The organism is Pseudarthrobacter sp. fls2-241-R2A-168, from assembly GCF_030209335.1.
GTDB lineage: Bacteria > Actinomycetota > Actinomycetes > Actinomycetales > Micrococcaceae > Arthrobacter.
Window position 1 is genome coordinate 18698 of record NZ_JARVSG010000021.1, and the last position, 23725, is coordinate 42422.

At 61.0% G+C, this 23725-nt stretch carries 16 protein-coding genes; 6 read left to right on the plus strand and 10 right to left on the minus strand.

The window, feature by feature from the left end; translation table 11 throughout:
* Positions 1-6: 6 nt before the first annotated feature.
* The 8 genes from QRN11_RS13680 to QRN11_RS13715 all read right to left on the minus strand — a co-directional run bounded on the left by QRN11_RS13680 (position 7) and on the right by QRN11_RS13715 (position 8723).
* Positions 7-1014 carry a sugar phosphate isomerase/epimerase family protein gene (locus tag QRN11_RS13680; RefSeq protein ID WP_285313202.1) on the minus strand — a complete coding sequence of 336 codons (1008 nt, stop codon included), beginning with the start codon at positions 1012-1014 and terminating at the stop codon, positions 7-9.
* A gap of 25 nt (positions 1015-1039) precedes the next feature.
* Positions 1040-2536: a sugar ABC transporter ATP-binding protein gene (locus QRN11_RS13685; RefSeq protein ID WP_285313203.1), complete on the minus strand. Its 1497-nt coding sequence runs from the start codon at positions 2534-2536 to the stop codon at positions 1040-1042.
* Positions 2533-3387 carry a sugar phosphate isomerase/epimerase family protein gene (locus QRN11_RS13690; RefSeq protein ID WP_285313204.1) on the minus strand — a complete coding sequence of 285 codons (855 nt, stop codon included), beginning with the start codon at positions 3385-3387 and terminating at the stop codon, positions 2533-2535. Before QRN11_RS13690 ends, QRN11_RS13685 begins: the two co-directional genes overlap by 4 nt.
* Complete coding sequence (locus tag QRN11_RS13695) at positions 3380-4231, minus strand: sugar phosphate isomerase/epimerase family protein (RefSeq protein WP_091423883.1); 852 nt, start codon at positions 4229-4231, stop codon at positions 3380-3382. Before QRN11_RS13695 ends, QRN11_RS13690 begins: the two co-directional genes overlap by 8 nt.
* 80 nt (positions 4232-4311) lie before the next feature.
* On the minus strand, positions 4312-5301 hold the full coding sequence (locus QRN11_RS13700) for a sugar ABC transporter substrate-binding protein (RefSeq protein WP_091423879.1): 990 nt from the start codon (positions 5299-5301) through the stop codon (positions 4312-4314).
* Between the two features lie 63 nt (positions 5302-5364).
* A complete protein-coding gene (locus QRN11_RS13705; protein WP_285313205.1) occupies positions 5365-6501 on the minus strand; it encodes an ABC transporter permease in 1137 nt (378 codons plus the stop codon).
* A gap of 45 nt (positions 6502-6546) precedes the next feature.
* Positions 6547-7590, minus strand: coding sequence for a Gfo/Idh/MocA family protein (locus QRN11_RS13710; RefSeq protein WP_142060770.1), 1044 nt, complete (start codon positions 7588-7590; stop codon positions 6547-6549).
* On the minus strand, positions 7590-8723 hold the full coding sequence (locus QRN11_RS13715) for a Gfo/Idh/MocA family protein (RefSeq protein WP_142060768.1): 1134 nt from the start codon (positions 8721-8723) through the stop codon (positions 7590-7592). Before QRN11_RS13715 ends, QRN11_RS13710 begins: the two co-directional genes overlap by 1 nt.
* 252 nt (positions 8724-8975) lie before the next feature.
* Between QRN11_RS13715 and QRN11_RS13720 the strand changes: the two genes are divergently transcribed.
* Both QRN11_RS13720 and QRN11_RS13725 read left to right on the plus strand, forming a co-directional pair.
* Positions 8976-10184 (plus strand): ROK family transcriptional regulator, encoded by a 1209-nt coding sequence (locus QRN11_RS13720; protein ID WP_285313206.1) that lies wholly within the window; start codon positions 8976-8978, stop codon positions 10182-10184.
* Between the two features lie 21 nt (positions 10185-10205).
* A complete protein-coding gene (locus QRN11_RS13725; RefSeq protein ID WP_285313207.1) occupies positions 10206-11375 on the plus strand; it encodes a helix-turn-helix transcriptional regulator in 1170 nt (389 codons plus the stop codon).
* A 293-nt stretch (positions 11376-11668) separates the two neighbouring features.
* Here QRN11_RS13725 and QRN11_RS13730 read toward each other — a convergent pair whose 3' ends face one another.
* Together QRN11_RS13730 and QRN11_RS13735 are read right to left on the minus strand one after the other, a co-directional pair.
* The gene (locus QRN11_RS13730; RefSeq protein ID WP_285313208.1) at positions 11669-12598 is read right to left on the minus strand and encodes a DUF917 domain-containing protein; all 930 of its coding nucleotides are present in this window, start codon (positions 12596-12598) and stop codon (positions 11669-11671) included.
* Entirely contained in the window at positions 12595-13815 is a 1221-nt protein-coding gene (locus tag QRN11_RS13735; protein WP_285313209.1) for a hydantoinase/oxoprolinase N-terminal domain-containing protein, read from the minus strand. The genes QRN11_RS13730 and QRN11_RS13735 overlap by 4 nt, the downstream gene beginning before the upstream one ends.
* Before the next feature lie 420 nt (positions 13816-14235).
* Here QRN11_RS13735 and QRN11_RS13740 point away from each other — a divergent pair, with 420 nt between their 5' ends.
* The 4 genes from QRN11_RS13740 (at position 14236) to QRN11_RS13755 (ending at position 23445) form a co-directional block, all read left to right on the plus strand.
* A complete protein-coding gene (locus QRN11_RS13740; protein WP_285313210.1) occupies positions 14236-15969 on the plus strand; it encodes an ABC transporter ATP-binding protein in 1734 nt (577 codons plus the stop codon).
* Positions 15966-17984: an ABC transporter ATP-binding protein gene (locus QRN11_RS13745; protein WP_285313211.1), complete on the plus strand. Its 2019-nt coding sequence runs from the start codon at positions 15966-15968 to the stop codon at positions 17982-17984. Before QRN11_RS13740 ends, QRN11_RS13745 begins: the two co-directional genes overlap by 4 nt.
* Before the next feature lie 472 nt (positions 17985-18456).
* Positions 18457-18801: a trypco2 family protein gene (locus QRN11_RS13750; RefSeq protein WP_285313212.1), complete on the plus strand. Its 345-nt coding sequence runs from the start codon at positions 18457-18459 to the stop codon at positions 18799-18801.
* Between the two features lie 177 nt (positions 18802-18978).
* Complete coding sequence (locus QRN11_RS13755) at positions 18979-23445, plus strand: P-loop domain-containing protein (protein ID WP_285313213.1); 4467 nt, start codon at positions 18979-18981, stop codon at positions 23443-23445.
* Positions 23446-23725 lie beyond the last annotated feature (280 nt).

Consider the following 23725-nt stretch of genomic DNA (forward strand, 5'->3'; position numbering starts at 1 on the left):
CCATCCTTACTGCTTGAAGGCGGCGTCGAAGGAGGTGTTCGACGGCGGGAAGTCGAACTTTTTGAGGGCGGCGAGGGCTTCGGGGGCGCCGTGGAGGCGGTCCATGCCGGCGTCTTCCCATTCGACGGAGATGGGGCCGTTGTAGCCGATCGCGGACAGGGCGCGGAAGGATGCTTCCCAGGGGACATCGCCCCGGCCTGCCGAGACGAAATCCCAGCCGCGGCGGGGGTCGCCCCAGGCCAGGTGGGAGCCGAGGACTGTGTTGCGGCCGGTCTGGCGGACCTTGGTGTCCTTGCAGTCCACGTGGTAGATCCGGTCCTTGAAGTCCCAGATGAAGGAGACGGGGTCGATGCCCTGCCACATCATGTGGGACGGGTCCCAGTTCAGCCCGAAGGCGGGGCGGTGGCCTATGGCTTCGAGGGTGCGGACGGTGGTCCAGTAGTCGTAGGCGATCTCACTCGGGTGGACTTCGTGGGCGAAGCGGACCCCGCATTCGTCGAAGACGTCCAGGATGGGGTTCCAGCGGTCGGCGAAGTCCTGGTAGCCGGCGTCGATGACATTGTCGGGGACGGGCGGGAACATGGCGACGTACTGCCAGATGGAGGAGCCGGTGAACCCGACGACGGTGTCCACGCCGAGTGCTTTGGCGAGCCGGGCGGTGTGTTTCATTTCCTCGGCGGCGCGCTGGCGGACGCCTTCGGGGTCGCCGTCGCCCCAGACCTTGGCGCCGACGATGGCTTCGTGGCGGAAGTCGATGGGGTCATCGCAGACGGCCTGGCCCTTGAGGTGGTTGGAGATGGCCCAGACCTTGAGGTTGTACTTGTCCAGGATCTCGAGTTTGGACTCGACGTAGCCGGGTTCGTCCCAGCGCCAGGCGTCCAGGTGGTCGCCGGAGACGGCGATTTCCAGGCCGTCGTAGCCCCAGCCGGACGCCAGCCGCGCGACTTCCTCGAAGGGCAGGTCGGCCCACTGGCCGGTGAACAAGGTAAACGACCGGGGCTCTTGATAGGTCATGATTGTTCCGTTCTGGTGGGATCGCCTACGCAGCGGCGTAAGCGATGACGTTTTCTTTGGTTGCTTGGGCTTTGTCCAGTTCGGCCACCACTCGGCCGGCCCGCATGACCATCACTCTGTCCGAGAGCTCGAGCAGCTCGGGGAGCTCGCTGGAGATCACGAGCACAGCCACGCCTCGCCGGGCCAGCTGTTCGATCAAACGGTGGATTTCGGCTTTAGCACCGATGTCGATGCCCTTTGTCGGCTCGTCCAGGATGAGGACCTTGGGATTGCTTGCCAGGCAGCGGGCGATGATGACCTTTTGCTGGTTGCCGCCGGAAAGTGACTGTATCGGGGTTTCGGCGGACGGGGTCCTGACATCGAGTTCCTTGATATAGCCGTTAACCATCTTCTTTTCATGGCCCCGCTGCAAGATGCCCCATTTGCTGACCTGCTTCAGGAGCGTCAGGGTGGTGTTTTCGCGGATGGACAGCATTGGAATGATGGCCTGCAGCTTCCGCTCTTCCGGGACGAGGGCAATACCGGCGGCGATGCCGGCTGAGGCGCCATGAAGATTAAGTTTCCGGCCGTTTACCTGAACGGTTCCGGCGTCGGCTTTGTCGGCCCCGTAGATACAACGGGCGACCTCGGTCCGGCCCGCACCGACGAGCCCTGCGAGTCCAACGATCTCTCCTGCGTGCAGCTGGAGGTCAACGTCCTCAAAGGCACCGGCAAGGCTTAGGCCCCGCGCCTCGAGAACAAGGTCACCGCGTTCGCGGGGAATGTGCTCATAGAGGTCAACGTCCTTGCCTACCATCAGCTGCACCACGGAACGGGCGTCAAGTTCATCCGCCGGGACGGAGGAGGCCACCGTTTTGCCTTCGCGGATGACGGTGATCCGGTCGGCCAGTGTGAAGACTTCCTCCAGTTTGTGCGAGACGTACATGATCGCCAGGCCCTTGCTCCGCAGCTCGTCGACGAGTTTGTACAGTTTTTCAACGTCCTGCTCGGTCAGGGCCGTGGTGGGCTCATCCATAATAATGACCCTCGCGTCCTGGGCTATGGCGCGCGCGATTTCGACCATCTGGCCATCCACGGTTGAGAGCGCCATGGCAGGGGTGTCGAGGTTGAGGTGGGGTGCAACCTGATCCAGGGCCTTGCGTGCGCGCTTGCGGATCTCGCGGCGGGAGAGGATGCCGTTGTGTCCACCCCAGTTTCCCAGAAGAACGTTCTCGGCCACGGACAGGTCCGGGACCAGGTTGTGCTCCTGGTAGATGGTGGCAATGCCGGCGGCCTTGGATGCCACCGTGCTGGAGGGCATGAGTTCGCCGTCCACGTATACCCCGCCTTCGTCCGGAGTGTAGAACCCGCTGAGTGTCTTGATCAGCGTTGATTTTCCTGCTCCGTTTTCGCCGCAGACGCAGTGCACCTCTCCGGCATGAAGCTCAAAGTTCATGCCGGAGAGGGCGACTACGCCCGGAAACAGTTTTACGAGATTGCGTGCTTCAACGATTGCTGGAGCGCGTCCGGGCTTCTCGGTCATGCCAGTTCCCTCCTCAGGAAGGTGAGTCCGTCACGGGCCAGAGCGTCCATGGATGGCGCCACCGGCCGCCAGAGCGAAACGGCCTTGGCGATTTCCTCGACCGTGGGAAGGAATGATTCGACCACAATGGAACCTTGGTAGTTGATCGTTTTCAGTGCGTCGAAGGTCTCGGACCATGGCACGTGACCGCTGCCGGGCGTTCCGCGGTCGTTTTCTGACACCTGGAAGTGGAAGACCTTGTCACCGGCGGCAGTGATGGCCGCGCCGATGTTCTTCTCTTCGATGTTCATGTGGAACGTGTCGAGCATCAGGCCCACGTTGTCCCGGCCGATCAGCCCGCACAGTTCCAGACCCTGTTCGACGGTGTTGACCAGGTCGGTTTCAAACCGGTTGAGCGGTTCTATGGCTAGAGTGACGCCGCGTTCGGAGGCGTAATCGGCCACTTCACGCAGGCTGTCTGCCGCCCACTGGCGCTGCTGCTGGCGTTCCGCGGGGGGAAGCAACCGGGCTTTGCCAGTGGCGGAGTACATCGGGCCGGCCACGTGGGGTGACCCGACGGCCTGGGCGATGTCGACACACAGTTTCAGGTAGTCGATGCCCTGCCGCCGCTTCTGCGGGTCCTCGTGCGAGACGTCCCGGTCCGGTCCAAACGCACCGCAGATTGACACAGGCAGTCCGGTCCGCTCTGAGGCTTTCTTCAGTGCTTCCGCGCTGACCACTGTGGGGTCTTCAATGCAAACCTCGATCAGGTCGTAGCCCATCTCCTTGGCGACATCGAACTGATCGACGTCGTTGTCGGTGAACGGGGAGACGAGGATGAAAGTGCTGACGCCGAACTCGTATTTACTCATTGGGCCACAGCTCCTGTTCCAGCTTCTTCATTTCGTTAATAGCCTTTTCGGTATAGGAATCCAGGAATTCCAGGTGGCCGTTGCGTGCCATCATGGCGAAGGGGTTCGACGCGGCGGGCAGGAGCTCGAAGGTCAGGTAGCCGTCGAAGTTGATGTCCTTCAACGTCTGCAGGGTGGGACGGAAGTCGGTGTGTCCTACGCCAGGGGCTGCACGGGTTGAATCGGCCAGGTGGACGTGGTTGACCTTGCTGCCGGCACGGGCGAAGGCGCCATGAATGCTGTCTTCTTCGATGTTCATGTGGAAGAGGTCACCATGCACGCCCCCGTTTTTCAGGCCGGTAGCGTCCAGAAGTTCAACGGCGCGGTCGAGCCGGTTCAGGAAATGCGTCTCGTAGCGGTTCCACGCTTCGAGAGTGATGTTGACGCCAACACTGGCTGCATATTCGCCGAGGGTGCGGACGTTCTCCACAGCCCATTCCCATTCCTGCTCGTCGCTGGCCAGCGCCTCGGTCTTACCCACCGGGGACGGGCCGACGATGATGGTCGGAGCTCCGACGGCGGCGGCGAAGTCGGCTACCGACTTGCCATAGTCCAGGGCCTTCTGCCGGTTGGCGGCGCTGGGGTTGATCAGGTCGCGTTCCTCGCCGAACCAAATGCTGCAGATGGAGCTGACGTCAATGCCTGCGTCCTTGGTGAGCCGGTTGATTTCTTCGACGTTGTGCGTTGCCGGTTCTCCTACGAGTTCGATGGCGTCGTAGCCGTAGCGGGCGACGCGGTCGATGCCTTTGGCGATGTCTTCCTGGTAGTAGACGATGGCGTTGTAGGAATACTTGAAGCGGGACATGTTTCTCCTTGAGTTGGAATTGGTTTGTTGCTGCCGGGCCAAGGGACTAACCTCGGCCCGGCCGTCACTGCTCTGGGGCGCTAGTCCTTGAAGATGTTGCCCCAGAGCTTTGGATCATCGACGTTCTCTTTGGTGATGAGCTTGGTGTCGGTCAGCTGCATCCTGGGCACCTGCTTGCCGTCCAGCAGATCAACCTCGGCCTGAAGGGCCAGTGCTCCCATTTCGAACGGGTTCTGGTCCATCGTGGCGTCCTGGACGCCCTTGCGGATGCGGTCCAGGGCCAGTGGTGTGCCGTCGACTCCGACGAGCGGGATGTGGTTTGCGGCTCCGACCGGAGCGTCTTTGTTGATTTGCGAGAGGCCGGAGACGATGCCACGCACCATTTCATCGTTGTGGCTGAACAGGCCGTTGATGCTTGAGTCGGCGGTGAAGTTGTCGACGGTGAGGGACAGGGCGTTATCTGCGGTCCACTGGGCGTCACGGCCGATGACCTTGATATCTGGGGACTGCTTGATGCCCTCGGTGAAGCCCTTGCCGCGCAAAATGGCGTGGTAGGCGCCCTTGGCTCCTTGGTATTCAAGGACGGTTCCCTTGTTGCCCATCAGTTTGGCCAATGCTTCAGCGCCGAGTTTGCCGGCCTTTTCGTTGTCGAATGCGACGGCGGCGTCGGCGATGTCGCCCGGGATCACCGAGTCGACCGTTGTGACGGTCTTTCCGGCGTCGTGGATCATCTGGACTCCGGGAACCAGTTCTGCAGAGTTGTTCGGGCTGAGGACGATGCCGTCTACGCCTTGGGCGAGCTGGTCCTGGATCTGGCTGATCTGGGTGTTGGAGTCACCCTTGGCGTCGAGGACGGTGACCTCCACTCCGAGTTCCTCCGCTTTATCCTTGACGCCCTGCCCGAGGGCAACCATGAATTCAAAACTCTGGCTGTAGAGCAGGACGGCAATTTTCTTTGTCTTGTTTCCGTCATCTCCTTCCTGGGCGGCACTCGGTGCGCCGCAGCCGGTCAGGGCGATGGCAGCGGCGGAAATTGCCGCAAGGACCGCAAGTTTGGGTGAGGTCTTCATTGACTTACTCTTTCTGTTGGATGCTTAGCTGTGCAGGCTGAGCCGGGGTGTGAAGGTGGCGTGTCAGGCCGGCGTACCGGTGCGCGCTGCGATGGAGCCGCCGGCTGTGGTGCCGGCCGTCTTCGGGTCTGTCGCCGGCGGCGGCCCGATCTTGCGTTTCCGTGACAGGTTCTTTTGGACGTACTTGTAGCGGTACACGTCCAGGGCAGCGGCCGCGAAGATGACGACGCCTTGGACAATCCGGTCGTAGGACGAGGGGATGCCGAGCAGGTTCACGGCGTTGGAGACCATGGCGATCAACAGCACACCGAGCAAGGTGCCCTTGATGTTTCCCTGGCCGCCGAAGAGGCTGGTTCCGCCGATGACCACGGCGGCGATCACGGTTAGTTCAATACCGTCGCCGGCGCGGGGGCTTCCGGAGGCCAGCCGGCCGGTGAGCAGGAGCCCGGCCATCCCCGCGGAGAGACCGGCGATGATGTAGGCATTCATCGTCACGCGGTCGACGCGGATCCCTGCAAGCAGGGCTGCTTCCTTGTTGCCGCCGACGGCGTAGATCGACCGTCCGTAGGTGGTGCGGGTCAGGGCCAGGTGGGCCAGCAAAGCCAGTACCAGAACGGCCGGGATGAGCAGGGGGATCCCTGCGATTTTCGCGCTGACCAGGCCGGTGAGCATCTTCGGTACGGGGGTGATGTTGCCGCCATCGGAGTAGGCGAAGGCGATGCCCGACCCGGCGGAAAGTGTTGCCAGCGTTGCGATGAGCGGGGATATGCCCAGCTTGGTGACCATCAGCCCGTTGAGGCATCCGACTCCGGCGCCAACCACGAGGCCGGTCAGTAGTCCGATTGCCGGTGGCATGTTCATGTTCACGATCACGCCCATGGACAGCACGGACGACAGGGCAGCGGTTGAGCCCACCGAGACGTCGATGCCGCCGGTAAGGATCACGAAGGTCATGCCGATGGCGAACACACCGAGGATCGTGCACTGGTAGAGCAGGTTCACCAGGTTGACAGTGGTCAGGAATACCGGGCTGAGGAACGTCAGCAGTACACCGAAGAGCACGACGACGACGAGCAGGCCCTGCGCACCGATGAAGTCACCAACAACGGATAGCCGTGAACGCGGGTTGTCTTGGGATTTTCCGGGGCCAGCCTTCCCGGAAACCGGACCGGCGAGGCCGGTGGCTGTTTGTGGCTGCATGGTTGTATCTCCAGTCAATTCGACACTTCCTCGGGTCGGAAAGTGCTAGTGGTTGCCGAAGAGTTCGGCGTTGGTCTTCAAGGAAATGGCCGCACCATCCTGGCGGGCGGAGTCGGCCGTGGCCATGACGAGCTGCAGGCTCTGGATGTTGTCGGTGACGTCCGTCTCAGCCTTTTGCCCCGTTTCGATGGCGTCGCGGAACGCGGCGAGGGTCCCCAGGCGTTCCTCGACCGGCAACGGGTCCAGGTCGACGTGCATGACGCCGGAGCGTTCCACCGCCCCGGCGAGGAAAACGGTGTCGAACAGTGAGGCGAAGTTGATGGTGACTTCGTTGTTCTTCCAGGTGATGGCGCCCTTGCTGCCTTGGATTTCCCAGTCGCCGTCCCAGCTGGTTTGCGGGCCGTAGGAGCTCCATGAACCGGTGTATACGACGCGGGCACCGTTGCGGCAGTCGAATTGCACCACCGCGGAGGCGTTGCCCTTGAACCTGGAAGTGCCAGTGTTCCAGGAGCGCGCCCGGACAGTGGTGGGTTCAATACCGACGATGCCACGGAGCTGGTCAAGGTGGTGGATCATGGCGTCCACGATGAGGGGTTCGTCCATTTCGAGCCGGAACCCTTCGAACGGCGGGTTCTTCTTGTAGTCGACGAAGACGTGCTCGAGGTCTCCGATGACCCCTTCGCGGATGAGGCGCTGAACAGTGCGCGCGGCGCGCTTGAAACGGTAGTTCTGCGACACCATAGCCTGTTTGCCGGATTTTTCTGCCGCTTCGATGATGCGGATGCCGTCTTCAAGGTTGTGGGCGAGGGGCTTCTCTATCAGTGTGTGCACGCCGGCCTCAAGGGCCGGGATGGCCACGGCTGCATGGTATTCGGGCGGAACGATGACCAGGACAGCGTCGAACGTTTCCTTGTGCTTCAGCGCTTCCTGGATAGTGCCGTAAGCGGGGATTCCGTACTGTTCACCTGCGGCCCGTACAGCCTCGGGGTTGACGTCGACAACGCCGGCCAGCTCCCAGGTTTTGCTTTGGTGAATAACGTTCAGCCATGAAGCGCCCCACGCGCCGAGGCCTACCTGGATGATTTTCATTACTGCACTCCTTCTAGTTCTTTCACGTATGGGACGTCGACCCACTCGCCGCCCTTGCTGGATTCGATGATGCTTTCGGTGAGGACGGCTGACCTGAGGCCGTCCCGGAAGGTGGGCAAGCCGTCGCGGATGTCCCCATGGATGGTGGCGTAGGTGTCGGCAACAAATGCATTGAAAGCATCCTGATAACCCTGCGGATGCCCTGCCGGCAGGACACTGAGCCGTGCCGCTTCGGGGCTGAGGGCGTCCGGGTCGCGGACAAGCAACTGGGAACCGGCCCGTTTGCCAAGCCACAACGTCTCCGGGGCTTCCTGGTCGAACTGAACGGTGCTCTCCGCACCCGAAATCTCGAACATCAGGCGGTTCTTCCGTCCAGGCGCAACCTGGCTGACCAGGAGGTTTCCCACCGTGCCGCCCTCAGTGGTGAAGACGGCCGCAACCAAGTCCTCGGTCTGGACGTCCCTATTGTTTGCCCGGCCGGAGAAAACTGTGCGGCTCAAGGCCCCGACCCGTGATATCCGTTCACCGCTCACGAATTCGAGGAGGTCGCACAAGTGGGACCCGATGTCGGCGAAGGCCCGTGAAGGGCCGCCAAGACCGGCGTCCACCCGCCAGTTATCGTCCTCCCGGCTCAGAAGCCAATCCTGAAGATAGGAACCCTGAATGGTGAAGATTTGCCCCGTTTGGCCGGATGCAATGCGTTCCCGGGCTTCCCGGACCATCGGGTGGAACCGGTAGATGAAGGGAACGGTTGCAACCATTCCGGCCGTATCAGCCAGCTCCACGAGTTCGGCGGCATCCTGCACGTTGGTCGCCAGGGGCTTCTCACAGACAACGTGCTTGCCTGCTTTGAGCGCGGCCTCGGCCAGCGCATGATGCGTTGAGTTCGGGGTGCAGACGTGGATGACGTCGATCGTGTCGTCCCGGAGGAGGTCCTGGACGGATGCGTATGCCTGTTCGACGCCCAAGCGGTCTTTGGCGCGGGCGGCACTGGCAGGACTCGAGGATGCGACGGCGGCGATTTCCGCCCCTGAAGCACGAGCGGCCCTGCTGTGCACCTCAGCCATGAACCCGGCGCCGACGAACCCGGCCCGCAATGGGGAGGTGGTTGTCGTGGTTCGGTTGTTTTCCATGGCCAAAACAGTGACATGCAGCACTTGTCTTTAGTCAGGGCATCAGCAAAAGTCTGCACCTTTTGACGCTTAGGGAGTTGGAATGCGCGGCAAAGTTGCACTTTTTGATGCTGCGGGTGTCGATGAGTGGACGGACACAAGCGGACCGCTTGACACTGGGTGGGATGCGGCCCCTCTCGGGGTCCTGTGAGCCTGTTGTCACGGCCTCAGCCTCACCGTCCACATCATCATTGAGCCCCGAAACGGAGAAACATGGACAACGGCGGTCCCGGCGAACTTTTACATATCCTTCGGGACGGACGTCCACGAACCAGGGCAGAGCTGGCCGGGATAACCGGCTTGGGTCGGGCTGCCATCATTTCCCGCCTGGAGCCGCTCCTAAAACTCGGACTGGTTGTTCCCGTATCCGATGCCCCTTCCACCGGAGGCCGTCCTTCGGCGCGGCTAGCCTTCAACCCGGCGGCAAAGTTTGCCGCTGCCGCTGATGTCGGCGCCACACACGCCACTGTTGCACTCACCGACCTGTCGGGAAAGGTTTTGGTGGAAGCCACCGAACAACTTGAAATTTCGTGCGGGCCGGAAGCTGTTCTGGACTGGCTGCTGATGACGCTGAAGGGTCATTTGCACGTGATGGAGTGTTCAACAGCGGATATCATCGCTGTCGGTATCGGGCTGCCCGGTCCCGTTGAACACTCCACCGGAAAGCCGACCAGCCCGCCGATAATGCCGGGCTGGGATGGATTCGATGTCCCCGCCTACGTGCGGCAGACCTTTGACGTTCCCGTCCTGGTCGATAACGATGTCAACCTCATGGCCCTCGGAGAACGGGCCGCGCGCTGGCCTGATGAGGACAACATGATCTTCCTTAAGGTCGCCACCGGTATCGGCTCCGGGGTAGTAAGTGGGGGAATGTTGCAGCGGGGTGCGGCAGGGGTGGCTGGAGACGTCGGTCATATCGCCGTTTCCAGGGGAGCAGGAATTCTCTGCCGCTGCGGCAAGAGTGGCTGCCTGGAGGCCATCGCAGGCACCCCCGCCATCGCCGCGCAGCTCCGCGGGAACGGGCTCGAGGCAATCACCGGAAATGACGTGGTCTCGCTCGTTCGTTCCGGCGATATGGCTGCTATTCAAGCGGTCAGACAGGCCGGACGCGACATCGGGGAAATGCTCAACATGTGCGTGAGCTTCATCAACCCGGCGCTCATTGTGGTGGGCGGATCGCTGTCACATTCCGGAGAACATCTGATCGCTGGAATACGTGAAACGGTCTATGCACGCTCAACACCATTGGCGACCCAGCACCTGAATATCACCCAGTCCGAAACCGGGCCTGAAGCTGGAGTGATTGGTGCAAGCATCTTGGCCGTCGAGTATGCCCTCGCCCCTCACCGGGTCAATGACCTCGCGAACACGCTGCATTCCGCCGGACATGAAAATACCCATGATCTGCAGAAAGTGGTGTAAAACGGCGGACTGGGTCTTTCTGTGAGCACCGCCACACCAGAGCTGGACGCAGGTAAAATGGTCCTGACAGCTGAAGTCTTTTCCGGCCGGTCTTGGGAGCCACCGCAACGTCGTGGCAACTCTCATGGCGGCCGTAAAGCCCAGGTGTTCCAGGAGGATGGCATGCCTCAGTCTGATAATGAGAACAGCGGCCGTCTGCGACTCTATAAAGTGCCGGAGGGGCTCAATCCTGAGCAGAGATTCGAGCATTGGCGAGTGTGGTACGGCAGCGCCGTCGAAACTCCTATGCGATTGGAGAAGTCGACACCTAAGACTCCGGTGTCCTTCAATCCCACAGCCATTAATCTTGCCGGGCCGGGCTTCAGCCTTATAGAAATACACAACGCCCCTGCACGCGGCTTATGGGCGCCTAATCCCGACAACAGGGATCTCCGCTTGGCCTACTTCCGCAAAGCGCCCGGCCTAACACTCGCTCACAACGGCGCGCCTGAGCCAGTACCAGCAGGTTCCGTTAGATTCATCGATGCCTCACGTGGTGGAAGTTTCGATGCCCCCGAAGGATTTCACGCTTTGCAGCTCAACATTGACCGCAGCAGCCTGAATGTGAGTGAGGCCGCGCTGCACTCCCTGCTTAGTCTGCCTGACCTCGCAAAACATCCAATTGTGGGCACTTTCGTCATCCCCACGTTGATGAGCTGGAAGCGGCCGGGCATCGACCGCGAAGCGCCGGGAACCGCAGAAATCCTTCAATCCGTGATGGCAACCCTTGTGGCTTCCCTGCTCGAAACGGCAGTCGACGATGAGGCGCAGAGACCCGCACTAAGCCGGGCTATAAAAAAATACCTTGATGCCAGCTATGACAACCCGGATCTGGACGTGGCCATGGTCGCCGAAAGGTTCAGCCTCTCCCGTCGCTCTTTGTTCTACTTTTTCGAGAATGAAGAACTCCGTTTGGGGGAGCGCATACGTGCCTTGAGAACGCGGAAAGCGCTCGAGCTCCTCCTTGCGGCCGATATCAAAAGGATCTCCTACTCAGAAATTGCGGCGTCGTGCGGATTCACCAATGTGCAAAGCATGCGCCGTGCAGTCAAGGAATTTACCGGAATGAATGTAAGGGAGATTCACCGATCCGAGACCGTCGTGGGTGTCGCGCTGCAACAACTGCGGGAGTCGCTGAACCCTGGCGCTTGACCGAACGGGCGGAGCGGGAGCGGAAAAGTAAGCCCTACCCGCTGATCATCGAGGCTGCGGGCTACGCCGGCGGCCCCAATGATGCCGCTTCGTTGCCGCCTACTTGGAATGCCGATGACGGATATTTGGTCAAGTAGCAGAAACCGCGGGACGATCCGCTACGTGCCGCACCAGTCAAGTTTTCCTGGAGGTGGTCCCGCCGTAGCTGCCCTCATCGAACACGTCAAATTCGACACGACGGTCTCTTGGTTGGTGGCAGAATAGCGCCGAAATTCCGTCTTGTTGACAGTGGATCATGATGCTCTTAGATTGAGCAACGTAACCATGTCCGGGACGGCTGCTGCTACCTCGCCGTCCACGAGGACCAGCAGGATCTCATTCTGGACTTCAAGATGGATGATGCGTCCGGTGGTTTCGTCTTCCAGCGTTACGCTGGACGGTTGCGCCGGCAGACCGAGGTCTGTGGGCCGGGAGAGGCTTTCGATGTGGCTCACGCGGGCCCGGGCGATGCGGGTGGTGCCGAGGAGTTCGGCGAGCAACAGCAGCTTTCTCTCAACGGGGGTCTTCGCGTCGAGGATTTGCCCGATCCGGATCATTCGGCTGATGGAGCCATGGACGCCATGCTCCATCAGCTGTTGTGCGGAACACGGATACATGGCGGTGGCTGCCCAGCCGCCGAGTTCGGTCACTATTGCACGCACCAGCGTTTCGGCCCGCTGCGCGCTTTCGACCTCAATCACCGCCCGTTCCCCGGTTACCCCCATGAGCGCGATAGGGCCGATCGCCACGTTTCCAATGTTCAGCGTCGTTTGGCTGATCAAGGGGAAGACGCGGCCCATGGGGTCGGCATCGATGACGGGCAACGAGGACTGCAGCCCAACCATGAGGGGGACCATTCCGTTGATGTTCGCGGCAGCGAGCGAATAGACCGCCCGCACCGGCCGGCCGAGACTGGCCTCGATGGCACGGATGCAGCCGAGGAACTCATCACCTACGGGAGGCATGTCGGCGATGAAAAGCCCCTGTGTCACCATTCCGACCGCCACCACCAGATCGTCGGGACCAAGCTCGTCGACGGTGATGAGTTCCAATGACCTGTCCTCCATGGCCCGTTGGATCATTTCTGCGTAAATGTAGATAGCCGTCGGGTCGATGGTGCAGGTCAGGAAGTGGGCCCCGGTGCGAAGGTTTCGGACGTCCTCGGGGGTAAGTATGGTGCTCATGGGGTGGCTCCCCGCGCGGCTGTGGGCAGCACGTGTTCCTCATCGGCGGACGCTTCTCCTGCCGCCTGGACCCGGATTCGAACGATTCCGGGATTGCCGTAGGGCATGGCATAGACGTTCGATTCAATGATGTGGGTTTGCCCGGGGGTGGCGCCTAACTGGACGGCCGCTGACTGGGCGTCGTCTTCGGCGAGGTTCTGTACTCGTTTCAGGTCGGCTCGGCCGCTGACGGTTTCGAGCCTGTCGATCCAGGCTGTCAGCGGCGCAGCGGCAGCTCCTACCAGCGCGGCGTCCTGGGCCGCCGACGGAGTAGGCACCAGCCCGAAGGGCAGGGCGGTCTCCTTCTCCTCGCGGAGGTCGGCAATCACGGAGGGGATGCCTGCGCGAACCGGATGGTGGATTGTATATGGCTCGAGAATGGCGGTGTTGCTGGCGAGGCTTGCGTCAAATCCTTGGCGGATGAGGCTTCTGGCGACAGGCAGCCCTCCATGAATGTGACCTACCACGGCCCCTGTCTCCATGCAGAGAATGACTTCCCCTTCGGGGATTCCCGCTAGGGTGGCGGCGCCAAGAATTCCCATCGCGGGCTCGGGGCGCAACCCGTGCACAGGCGTCAATGCCAGCCGTGACAGAGGTGCGCGGCCGCCGTCGTTCTTTGCAAATGACAAGTGGGCGGCCGGAAACTGGCGCCGGCCCGCAGCCTCAAGCATGACAGCCAGTTCTTCCCCCGTCTGCATCAGGGCGCTGTTAAGGATGGCCGTGTAGTCGCGGTCGCGGAAAACGCTGGAATAGAAGTCGCTGGAGATACTGATACGCATATCTCTGTCGTGGCCCAGGATGGCATCGGCTATGCGCGTTTCATGGTCGTTTGACGCCGTCGAACCGACAGAAGTGATCGCCACGTTCCGTGCGTCAGCGGAAAGGATGCCGGGGAGATCGGCCAGGAACCCCTCCAAATCCAAGCGGGCAAGAGGCCGTCCCCGCAGATCGTGGCCCCCGCGCACATGAACAGTTTGCGTCACCGCCGGCTCAACAAGGGGTGGCAGCACGGTCATGTGAAAGGCGTCCGCGGGAGGACGTGGCGAAATGCGGATGGCGACGACGTCGGCCAGTTTCCGCTCCCCCAAGACCCGCCCGACGTCGGCAGTGATCGCCGTGATGTCGGACCCGAACTCCCGACGGAGCCCGGACAGGGACGAGTCCAACGCTTCCGTCAAGCTCCCCGCGTGCACCTCCCGACCGGCGGAAACTACAGTCCGCCCGTCCAGCACAACAGTCCGGCAGCTGGTTCCTTGTAGCCGCAGTCCCACTCTCATTGTTCGGTTCCTGCCTGGCTTCTACCAACGGTGAGTAGCTGCCGAGTGGTGAATATTTTCCACGTGTATAGGCTCCACCACTAGTCGTCCTCTAAGGCTCCCCGCGTCACTGACACGAGCATCATCGCAAGCTCCCTCAGCTTATCGAGACGTTGAGGAAGATACCCAGACCGCACCGCTTTTAGCTGCCAGCTCAGCCCAAATACGCCCTCGGTGAACCCGCCCAACTTCTCCTCCCAGGCACGGATCGTTCCCAGCCTACGGACGTAAACTGACCTTCGCACCACCACTTGTGGACACTGTGTCAGGCAGGAGCTGCGCATGCTCTGGAAGTTACTCGTTGAATACCTGCGGCCGCACCGGCAGCTGCTGATCGCCGTCGTCGTCTTCCAGCTGGCGCAGTCCATCGCGTCGCTGTACCTGCCCACGCTCAACGCGGACATCATCGATGAGGGCGTGGCCAAGGGGGACACCGGCGTCATCCTCAACCTGGGCGGGCTCATGCTGGGGATCACCCTGCTGCAGATTGCCTGCGCTGTCATCGCTGTCTATTTCGGGGCGAAGGCGGCCATGGGCACGGGCCGGGACCTGCGCGGCGCCATCTTCTCCCGCGTGGGCGAGTTCTCCGAGCAGGAAGTCACCAAGTTCGGCGCGCCCAGCCTGATCACCCGCTCCACCAACGACGTCCAGCAGGTCCAGCAGCTGGTGCTGATGGGCGCCACCATGATGGTGGCCGCGCCCATGCTCGCCATCGGCGGGGTGGTCATGGCGGTCCGCCAGGATGTGCAGCTGTCCTGGCTGATCGCCGTCGCCGTGCCCGTGCTGCTGGCCGGCGTGGGGCTCATCATCTTCCGGATGGTGCCGCTCTTCCGGAAGATGCAGAAGCGGATCGACACCGTCAACAGGGTCCTCCGCGAGCAGCTCACCGGCATCCGCGTGGTCCGCGCGTTCGTCCGTGAGGACATCGAGAGCGCCCGCTTCGCCCAGGCCAACGAGGACGTCACGGACACCGCGCTCCGGGCCGGCCGGCTGATGGCGCTCGCCTTCCCCGTGGTGATGCTGGTGATGAACGTGTCCAGTGTGGCCGTGATCTGGTTCGGCTCGTTCCGGATCGAGGACGGGTCCATGCAGGTGGGCACCCTCATCGCGTTCCTGAGCTACCTGATGCAGATCCTGATGTCCGTCATGATGGCCACCTTCATGGCCGTGATGATCCCGCGCGCGTCAGTCTCGGCGGACCGGATCGGCGCGGTGCTGGGCACGGAGTCGAGCGTCCGGCCGCCGGCGAAGCCCGTCAGCAGCAACGTGCGGCGAGGCGAGCTGGAAATGGTCGACGCCGGATTCGCCTACCCGGGTGCCGACCAGCCCGTCCTCTCCGGGATCAGCTTCACCGCTAGGGCGGGGCAAACGACCGCCATCATCGGCAGCACCGGCGCTGGCAAGACCACCCTGGTGAACCTCATGCCCCGGCTGTTCGACGCCACCACCGGTGCCGTGAAAATCGACGGCGTGGACGTTCGCGAGCTGCATCCGGACCTGCTCTGGGGGCACATCGGCCTGGTCCCGCAGCGGCCGTACCTGTTTACCGGCACCGTGCGCAGCAACCTGCAGTACGGCAAGCCGGACGCCACCGACGACGAGTGCTGGACCGCGCTGGAGATCGCGCAGGCGCGCGGCTTTGTGGAGGAGATGGAGGGCGGCCTGGATGCGCCCATCTCGCAGGGCGGCACCAATGTCTCCGGCGGGCAGCGGCAGCGGCTGGCCATCGCCCGGGCCCTGGTGAAGCGCCCCGAGCTGTACATCTTTGACGACTCGTTCTCTTCCCTGGACACCGGCACCGACGCCCGGCTGCGCCAGGCCCTCAAGCGCAGCACCGCCGGCGCCACGCTGGTGATCATCGCCCAGCGCGTGTCCAGCATCGTGGACGCGGACCAGATTTTGGTGCTCGACGACGGCAGGATCGTGGCGCGCGGAACGCACAGTGAGCTGCTGGAGACGTCGGAGACGTACCGCGAAATTGTGAACTCCCAGCTGGCGGCGGAGGAAACGGTATGAGCCCGGAACCCACTCGCGAGGCTGGCACCAAGGCCGCGCCCGCCTCCAAAACTGCCAGTGCCGACGTCGTACGTATTCCGCGGCCGGCGGGCGGACCGGGACGCGGCGGGCCTTTCGCGGGGATGAACGTCCCGGCGGAGAAGGCGATGAACTTCTGGCCGTCGGCCAAACGGCTGCTGGGGAAGCTGCGGCCGGAGCGGGCGTGGCTGCTGCTGGTGCTGGCGGCGTCGGTGATCAGCGTGGCGCTGCAGGTGATCGGGCCGCGGCTGCTGGGGGAGGGCACCAACCTGATTTTCGCCGGGGTGGTGTCCAGGGAGCTGCCCGCCGGGGTGGGCAAGGAGCAGCTGATCGCGCAGCTCCGGGCCGCGGGGGAGAACCAGAAGGCGGACATGCTGGGGCCCATGGCGCTGACGCCGGGGCAGGGGATCGATTTCGTCGCGCTGGGCAGTGTGCTGATGTGGGCGCTGGTGCTGTACGTGCTGGCGTCGGGGTTTATGTGGGTGCAGGCGTATGTGCTGAACGGGGTGGTGCAGCGGACGGTATTCGGGCTGCGCGAGGAGATCGAGGCGAAGATCCACCGGCTGCCGTTGCGGTATTTCGATTCGATCCAGCGCGGTGAGCTGCTCAGCCGGGTCACCAACGACGTGGACAACATCTCGCAGAGCCTGCAGCAGACCATCAGCCAGGCGGTGACGTCGGTGCTGTCCGTGGTGGGTGTGCTGGTGATGATGGTGATCCTCTCGCCCACGCTGGCGCTGATCGCGCTGGTGACCATTCCGCTGACGCTGGGGATCACGGCGCTGATTGCCAAGCGCTCGCAGAAGCTGTTTGTGGCGCAGTGGAAGAACACGGGGGAGCTGAACGGGCAGATCGAGGAGACGTACACCGGGCATGCGCTGGTGAAGGTGTTCGGCCGGCAGCGCGAGGCGGAGGAGCGGTTCCGGCAGATGAACGCGGAGCTGTATGACGCGAGTTTCGGGGCGCAGTTCATTTCCGGGCTGATCATGCCGGCCATGACGTTCATCGGAAACCTGGTGTACGTGGGAATCGCCGTTGTGGGCGGGCTGCAGGTGGCGTCCGGGGCGATGCAGCTCGGCGACGTGCAGGCGTTCATCCAGTACTCCCGGCAGTTCACCATGCCGCTGGCGCAGCTGGGGTCCATGGCTAACCTGCTGCAGTCCGGGGTGGCGTCCGCCGAGCGGGTGTTCTCGTTGCTGGATGAGGACGAGGAGTCTGTGGAGCCTGCCGCTTCTGCAGGTCCTGTGTTTGGGAGGGGGCGGCTGGTGTTCAAGGACGTGTCCTTCTCTTACTCGGCTGATAAGCCGCTGATTTCCGGGCTTTCGTTGGTGGCGGAGCCGGGGCAGACGGTGGCGATAGTGGGGCCCACCGGGGCGGGCAAGACCACGCTGGTGAACCTGATGATGCGGTTTTACGAGCTGGATGCGGGGCGGATAACGCTCGACGGCGTGGACGTCACCTCGGTGCCGCGGCGCGAGCTGCGCTCGCGGCTGGGGATGGTGCTGCAGGATACGTGGCTGTTCGGCGGGACCATCCGGGACAACATCGCGTACGGCCGGCCCTCGGCTACTGAGTCCGAGATCCTGGAAGCCGCGCGGGCGACGTACGTGGACCGGTTCGTGCGCTCTCTGCCCGAGGGGTACGACACGGTTCTGGAGGACGAGGGTGGGAACGTGTCCGCGGGGGAGAAGCAGCTGCTGACGATTGCGCGAGCGTTCCTGGCCAGGCCGTCCGTGTTGATTTTGGACGAGGCTACTTCGTCAGTGGACACCCGGACCGAGGTGCTGGTGCAGAAGGCGATGAGCGCGCTGCGGTCCGACCGGACTTCTTTTGTCATTGCACACCGCCTGTCCACGATCCGCGACGCCGACGTCATCCTGGTGATGGAGGCGGGCCAGATCGTGGAGCAAGGGACGCACGCTTCACTGCTGGCTGCGGGCGGGGCTTATGCGCGGTTGTATGAGGCCCAGTTTGCGGCGCCGGCGGCGGAGATCTGATTCTACGTTGAGTAGTCTCGCAAGCTGCAGGCTGCAAGGAGTCCCACGAATGCTTGTCTGGGCAACTCTGGAACGATGCGACCCATATGGGTGGTGGTCCTGGCCGTCGGGGTTGGCGAGACCCTATGTGAAAACCACTTCGTGCCTGCTGGAATCCCGCAACGCATGGTTTGAGAACGGATTGATCCGACTTTTGACCGCGGGCCATTGATTATCTACGCGCTGTTCCTCAAACGGAGAACGCATGGACGGTCCCTGGGATGCCGTAGGGCAAGATAGGCGATAACCAAAGGACTTTCGTGCCTGGCGAACTGCCAGAGCCGTCTGAAGCGGAGACCCGTGATTTGCCGAGGGGCGGCCGCTGCGGAAGTGCCGGAACGAGTGCTCAGAGTGTTTCGGAGCGCATTCCGTGATCTCGCTGCTGCTCCCCGTATGATCATGACACACCTTTAGAGCGACTTCGGGAGATAACTTGATTGATCTAGTGGATGTCATCCGCGACCTCAGGACTCAGATTGGCCAGGCCCAACTGGCGTCCGCGGGGGAAGATCTCCAGTTCGAGGTTGGCCCAATAGAACTCGAGATGTCAGTTGCAGTCACAGCGGAAGTTTCTGGCCAGGCTAAGGTGCGCTTCTACGTGCTGGAAATGGGTGCAGGCGGGAAGGAATCAGAGGTGTCGACTCAGAGGATAAAGATGACGCTGACGCCCCGCGGGACCAAGACGGGGAATAATGGCGCTTCCGAATCTGAGACAGAGAAAGCGCTAGCGCAAGCGCTTGTATACGTCACTGGCAAGGAACTCGCCGGGGAGCGTTAGTCCGGCAGCGAGAGCATCTGAAGCATGTCAGGCGACAGCAGAAATATCGCCCAACTACGAGTACATAAATCAACGCAGACTGTTTGTCGGGGAACCGGTTACCGGGTTGGGAACGATCTAATTCTTACGGCTGCGCACGTTGTAGCCGATGCCGATCACATAACTCTGACATTTAATGTGGATCTGCCCACGCAGTGGGACGTCGTAGCAGAGGTTGCGGCCTGTTATGGCGACCTCGCTCTCCTGCGGATGCAGCCACCAAGTCACCAGTCCCACGCCAGCAAGGTATATGCCAAGTTCGGCCGAGTTGGCAGCCGAGTCTCCACTGTGAAGTTCACCTCTCTAGGGTTTCCGGTGTGGCGACTTCGCGTCGATAAAGGGACCACCTCAGCGAATAGGCTCGGCCGCTTCAGGGATGCGGCTCAGGTCACTGGCTCGTTTCCTACCGCTTCAAGCTGGCGTGAGGGCATGCTGGAACTATTGGTCGATCAACCTCCTGCTGAAATGGACCTAGATGGTGACCCTGCCCTTGCAGGAGTCGAATCTGAGTGGGAAGGAATGTCCGGTGCGGCTGTCTGGGCGGAAGACAGGATCATCGGTGTCATCAGCGCACACGTCCGTTCGGAAGGGCTTGGACATCTCCGAGCTACACGGCTAGAACAGCTTTTTCGCAACGATGACAGCTCGTCGCGAGCGTTCCGAGAACTTCTGCATCTCCCGCTAGGCACTGACAGTGATGCTCTGGCCGACGTAATTCCGATACCGCACGCGGAAAAACTGGCTCTCGAATTCGAAGGAGACGTTCGCGAAGTGGCCCCCCAAGCCCTTCTCGATAGAGATCGAGAGCTCGAAGATCTTGCGGAGATCTGTCTCAGCGACGAGCAGTACGTCTGGATTCAGGCACCGGCATGGTCAGGCAAAACTGCCCTGTCCTCCTGGCTGGCACTCAACCCACCTCCCAGGGTTGCGATCGTGGCCTTCTTTATAGTCAAGCGACAGATTGGCCGGGCAGATGTTAATGCGTTTCTTGACTCGGCACTGGCCCAGCTATGCCTTTATGACTCCAGGAGCGAAAAAGCGCCGGTGAGTCTCGAGGAAAAGCGACGCAGATTTGGGTCCCTCCTTGACCTTGCCGCGGCACAATGTGTTGCTGACGGACGACGACTGACCCTGCTGGTTGACGGATTGGACGAAGATGTCAGTAATGACATCGATCTGCCGAGCATTGCATCAATTCTTCCCACCCGCCCGATCAAAGGACTAAATGTCCTTGTTACGGGTCGTCCAATTTCTCTTCCAATCGATGTCCACGGTTCGCATCCTTTGAGATCGTGTCGTATCTACGCGCTGAACCCGTCACGTCATGCAAAGGCTTTGGAAGTAGCGGCTAAACAAGAACTGGCCGCTATTTTGCGAGGTGATGATGGATTATCCGTCGAGATACTCGCGTTTCTGACTGTATCGGGAGGCGGCTTAACCTCCCGTGAACTGCATGCACTCACTGCAGCTCGCAAATTGGGCGATATTAAGAACAGGCTTGAAGGAGCCTTGGCGCGAAGTTTGGCTGTTCACTCCGGTTATGGCGGCGACTCAATTTACCTCTTTGGACACGCGACGCTCGCCGAGACGGCGCGCGGTCATTTTTTCGATGAGCAATACGAATACACCGAGCGACTACATTCGTGGGCAAGCATGCAAGCCGCTTTAGGTTGGAGTAAATCAACGCCGCAGTTTCTGATGGGGCGATACTTCCGGCTTCTTTCGGCATCGGGTGTGGGCTGGGTCGATCGCATGGTTGAGTTGGCAACCAGCGAGGAACGACATGACCTCATGCTTGATCGAACCAACGGTGACTGGGATGCATTGGCTGAGATAGAGCTAACTAGAGCTGCCCTAGAAGCAGGAGGCGACCAAGAGCTCGAAGCCGCTGCCAAACTGAGCATTGAACATGGCCGACTCGTTGATCGAAGCGGCAGTATACCCCTGGAATCAGGGCCGTTATGGGCTCGTATGGGTGACACAGTCCGGGCCAGAATGACAGCGAGCCTTATCACCAGTCCTCTTCAACGGTCCTCCTATTTAGCGGAGATTGCCGCTGCCCTAGCCGACACGGGAGATGTGATTCAAGCCCGGGAAGTAGCAGAGGAAGTGTCCGACTTTCGGACGCGCCTTCGGACGCTTTCGGTCGTCGCGGCCAAGTTCGTAGAGCGCAAAGATTATAAGCACGCCGAGGAGTTGACTGAATTTCTCGAAGAGAACGCGCGCGCGTTCCCCGACCGTAGCGTTCGGGCGGATTTTCTTACGCTGGCGGCAAAATGCTTCAGCCTTGCCGGTAAAGGTGCCCACGCGGATGATCTGGGCAAGGAAGCAGAGGAGCTCGCAAAGCAGTTCAACCAACCCAAGAGTCCTGTAAAGGGCGCCGTTGAGATCGCAGCTAGGCTGGCTGCGATCGGACAAGTTGATCGTGCCTGGAGGATATCGGTTCAAATAAGCGAACCGACTTGGCATGCAGAAGCGCTGTGCTCAGTAGCTCCGTACCTGTCGGAGGCGGATGACAGGAGGCCCCTAGTCTTAAAAGCCGTATACAGGGCAAGAGAAAAGCATATGACTCTGGAGCTTCTTGCGCGCACTGCCCTAAATCTCCGTTCTGTAGCCCCGGAACTCGCGGTGGAGTACTTGTCGGCTGCGTCGAGCGTGAGAGGCTACTCAAGTGTTCCCAGCGCGATAGGGAGTCTCGCTATTGCCACGGCTGTGTTGGATGCAGTATCAGCGGGAGTGAGCATTCTGGATTTCATGCAACCCGCATTGAGGATCGCCTGGCTGTGCAAAATGAGTCGCTCTCTGACTGAAGCGGGCCGCGTAACCGACGCCTTGCATTGCGCCGAATTGGCAGAGGTTGCGGCTACCGCCATGACGACGAGTCCAGACCAAACCTCCTGCCTTATAGACATTGCCGATTCATATTTCGCTGCTGGTAGTCGCGCCCGCGCAACGGAGCTCGTTGAACGAGCCGAGATCGTCGCCCGCCAAAAGGTTAGTCGGTCGTCTGCCAAACATTGGGCGACGGTCGCCGTTTCCCTAGCCAGGGCGGGTCGGGTGGACTGTGCTGAGATCATCGTCGACAAGATAAATTCCGCGGTGGATCAGTCAGACAATCTTCGGTTGGAATTGGTTGACGCAAGTGCTGGCGTGGGTCAACTTGACAAGGCTTTGAGCCTTACAAGAACTATCTCGGACCCGTTGCAGAAATTGAAAGGATATCTCCACGTATTGACGGCCCGTGCCCGTCAAAGGCAATCCGATCTTCAAGACGAATTGCTTGCGGAGGTGGTGCAATTCTATGAGACTTTTTCAGAGCTCGATGATGATCAGCCAGAAGTTATTTCCCTGGTCAAACATATGTTTATGGTTGGGTGGCGTGACAAGGCCGAGACTATTGCGGCTTCGTTCGCCATGGCAGACGCGAGGAGCGCTGCTGCCGACGCCATAGCCAGTGCCGCTGCCAGCATGGGTGACTTTGATAGTGCTTTGCGGTTTACTGCCACGGGATTTCTTGAAGCTCACAGTTCAAAATCCCTCGAAATAGACGGAAGTGGCATGGTTCGGGTGGCAGATGCTCTGAACAGAGCCGATGTAGCCAGTGCGATGGATGGCTTTTACCAGCTCAGCGATAAACGGCTGCGTGCCATTGCTGCGAAGTGGATCCGCAAAAGTTCACTGGAGCTCTCCGACTCGCAGGGTGAAACAGTTAGCAGCTTCAAAGGATCACCAGCGTATGTCAGCGGAGTCGGACGAGCGCTCATTGAAGCAGAGATGCCGGATCGACTTATAGAACTGCTGAGGGCCGATTCATTGCACTCGAACGGGGAAACCTATTTGCAGGCCCTGATTGAGGGGGTCGAAGCGGCAGTGAGCAAGGACCGCGCAGACATTGGTATCCATCTCTTGAAATCTTCGCGTACGCCGTGGAAGCAGGGAGCTCTTATTCTCGGATACTGTCTGGCCGCCCACGGGAAGATATGCGAGGCATGGAGTGTCCTTCACGACGGAGAAGACACAGACTTTGACGGTTTGGCTCGAAGGATCGCCGAAGCCGGATTCCTTTCTAGATCCATCCAAGGCGAGGCGCTTGTTAGCATAGCGAAAGAGTACGTGCGAGACGACGGAGGGGCCGTCTCAGATCGGCTGCTACCACTCATCCAACGCATGGGATCCCAAGCGTTAATGGATGCAATCGTCGTTTTCCTGACGGAGGCTATGCACGGAAATCTGCAGCCGGACAGAGTCCAATCCCTGGTGTCGAAATTGCGGCAACCCTCAGACCGTCTCAAAGTACTGAGTCAAGCCACCACTGCCCTCAAAGACCGAGGGGATTCGGAGCATGCTGTCATTCTCGTGCGGGCAATCCTGGGGATACTGACAGGAGCTCCCGCTGATGGACGCGCGGCCATGTTCCCGGACGTTGCTCACGAAGCGTTGTCGATGGTAGCAACCAAGGATGCTTTCGTGGTTCTCTGCCAGGAGATCTTGTCCGGACCTCGTTGGCCTGGGGCACTGTCTGCTCTCGCAGTACTAGCACCCGCCGCATCTGACCGTGTGGCTGAGCAGCTGGCTCGTACCTGCCCTACAACGGCAGTAACTTAGCCCGTTACATCAGCGCTGCGCGTTCGACGCTCAAGGTCCCTGTGGGATGTCGGTATTCAGTTCTTAGCTGGGCAGAGTGTGTGAATATGGTGAAACTGCGCCGGGAAATCTACGCATCGCCAAACCGAGATACGCGACGTTCCTCTTGGATCGACATCTGGCGCTTGTCGATACCAAGAGAAAGCACGGACGGAGGAGCGGCCGTTGCTGGTTAGAAGAGTTCCGCCGTGTACTAGGGCTCATTGAATATTTCGGACGTGTGGTTGCTGGTGAAAGGGAG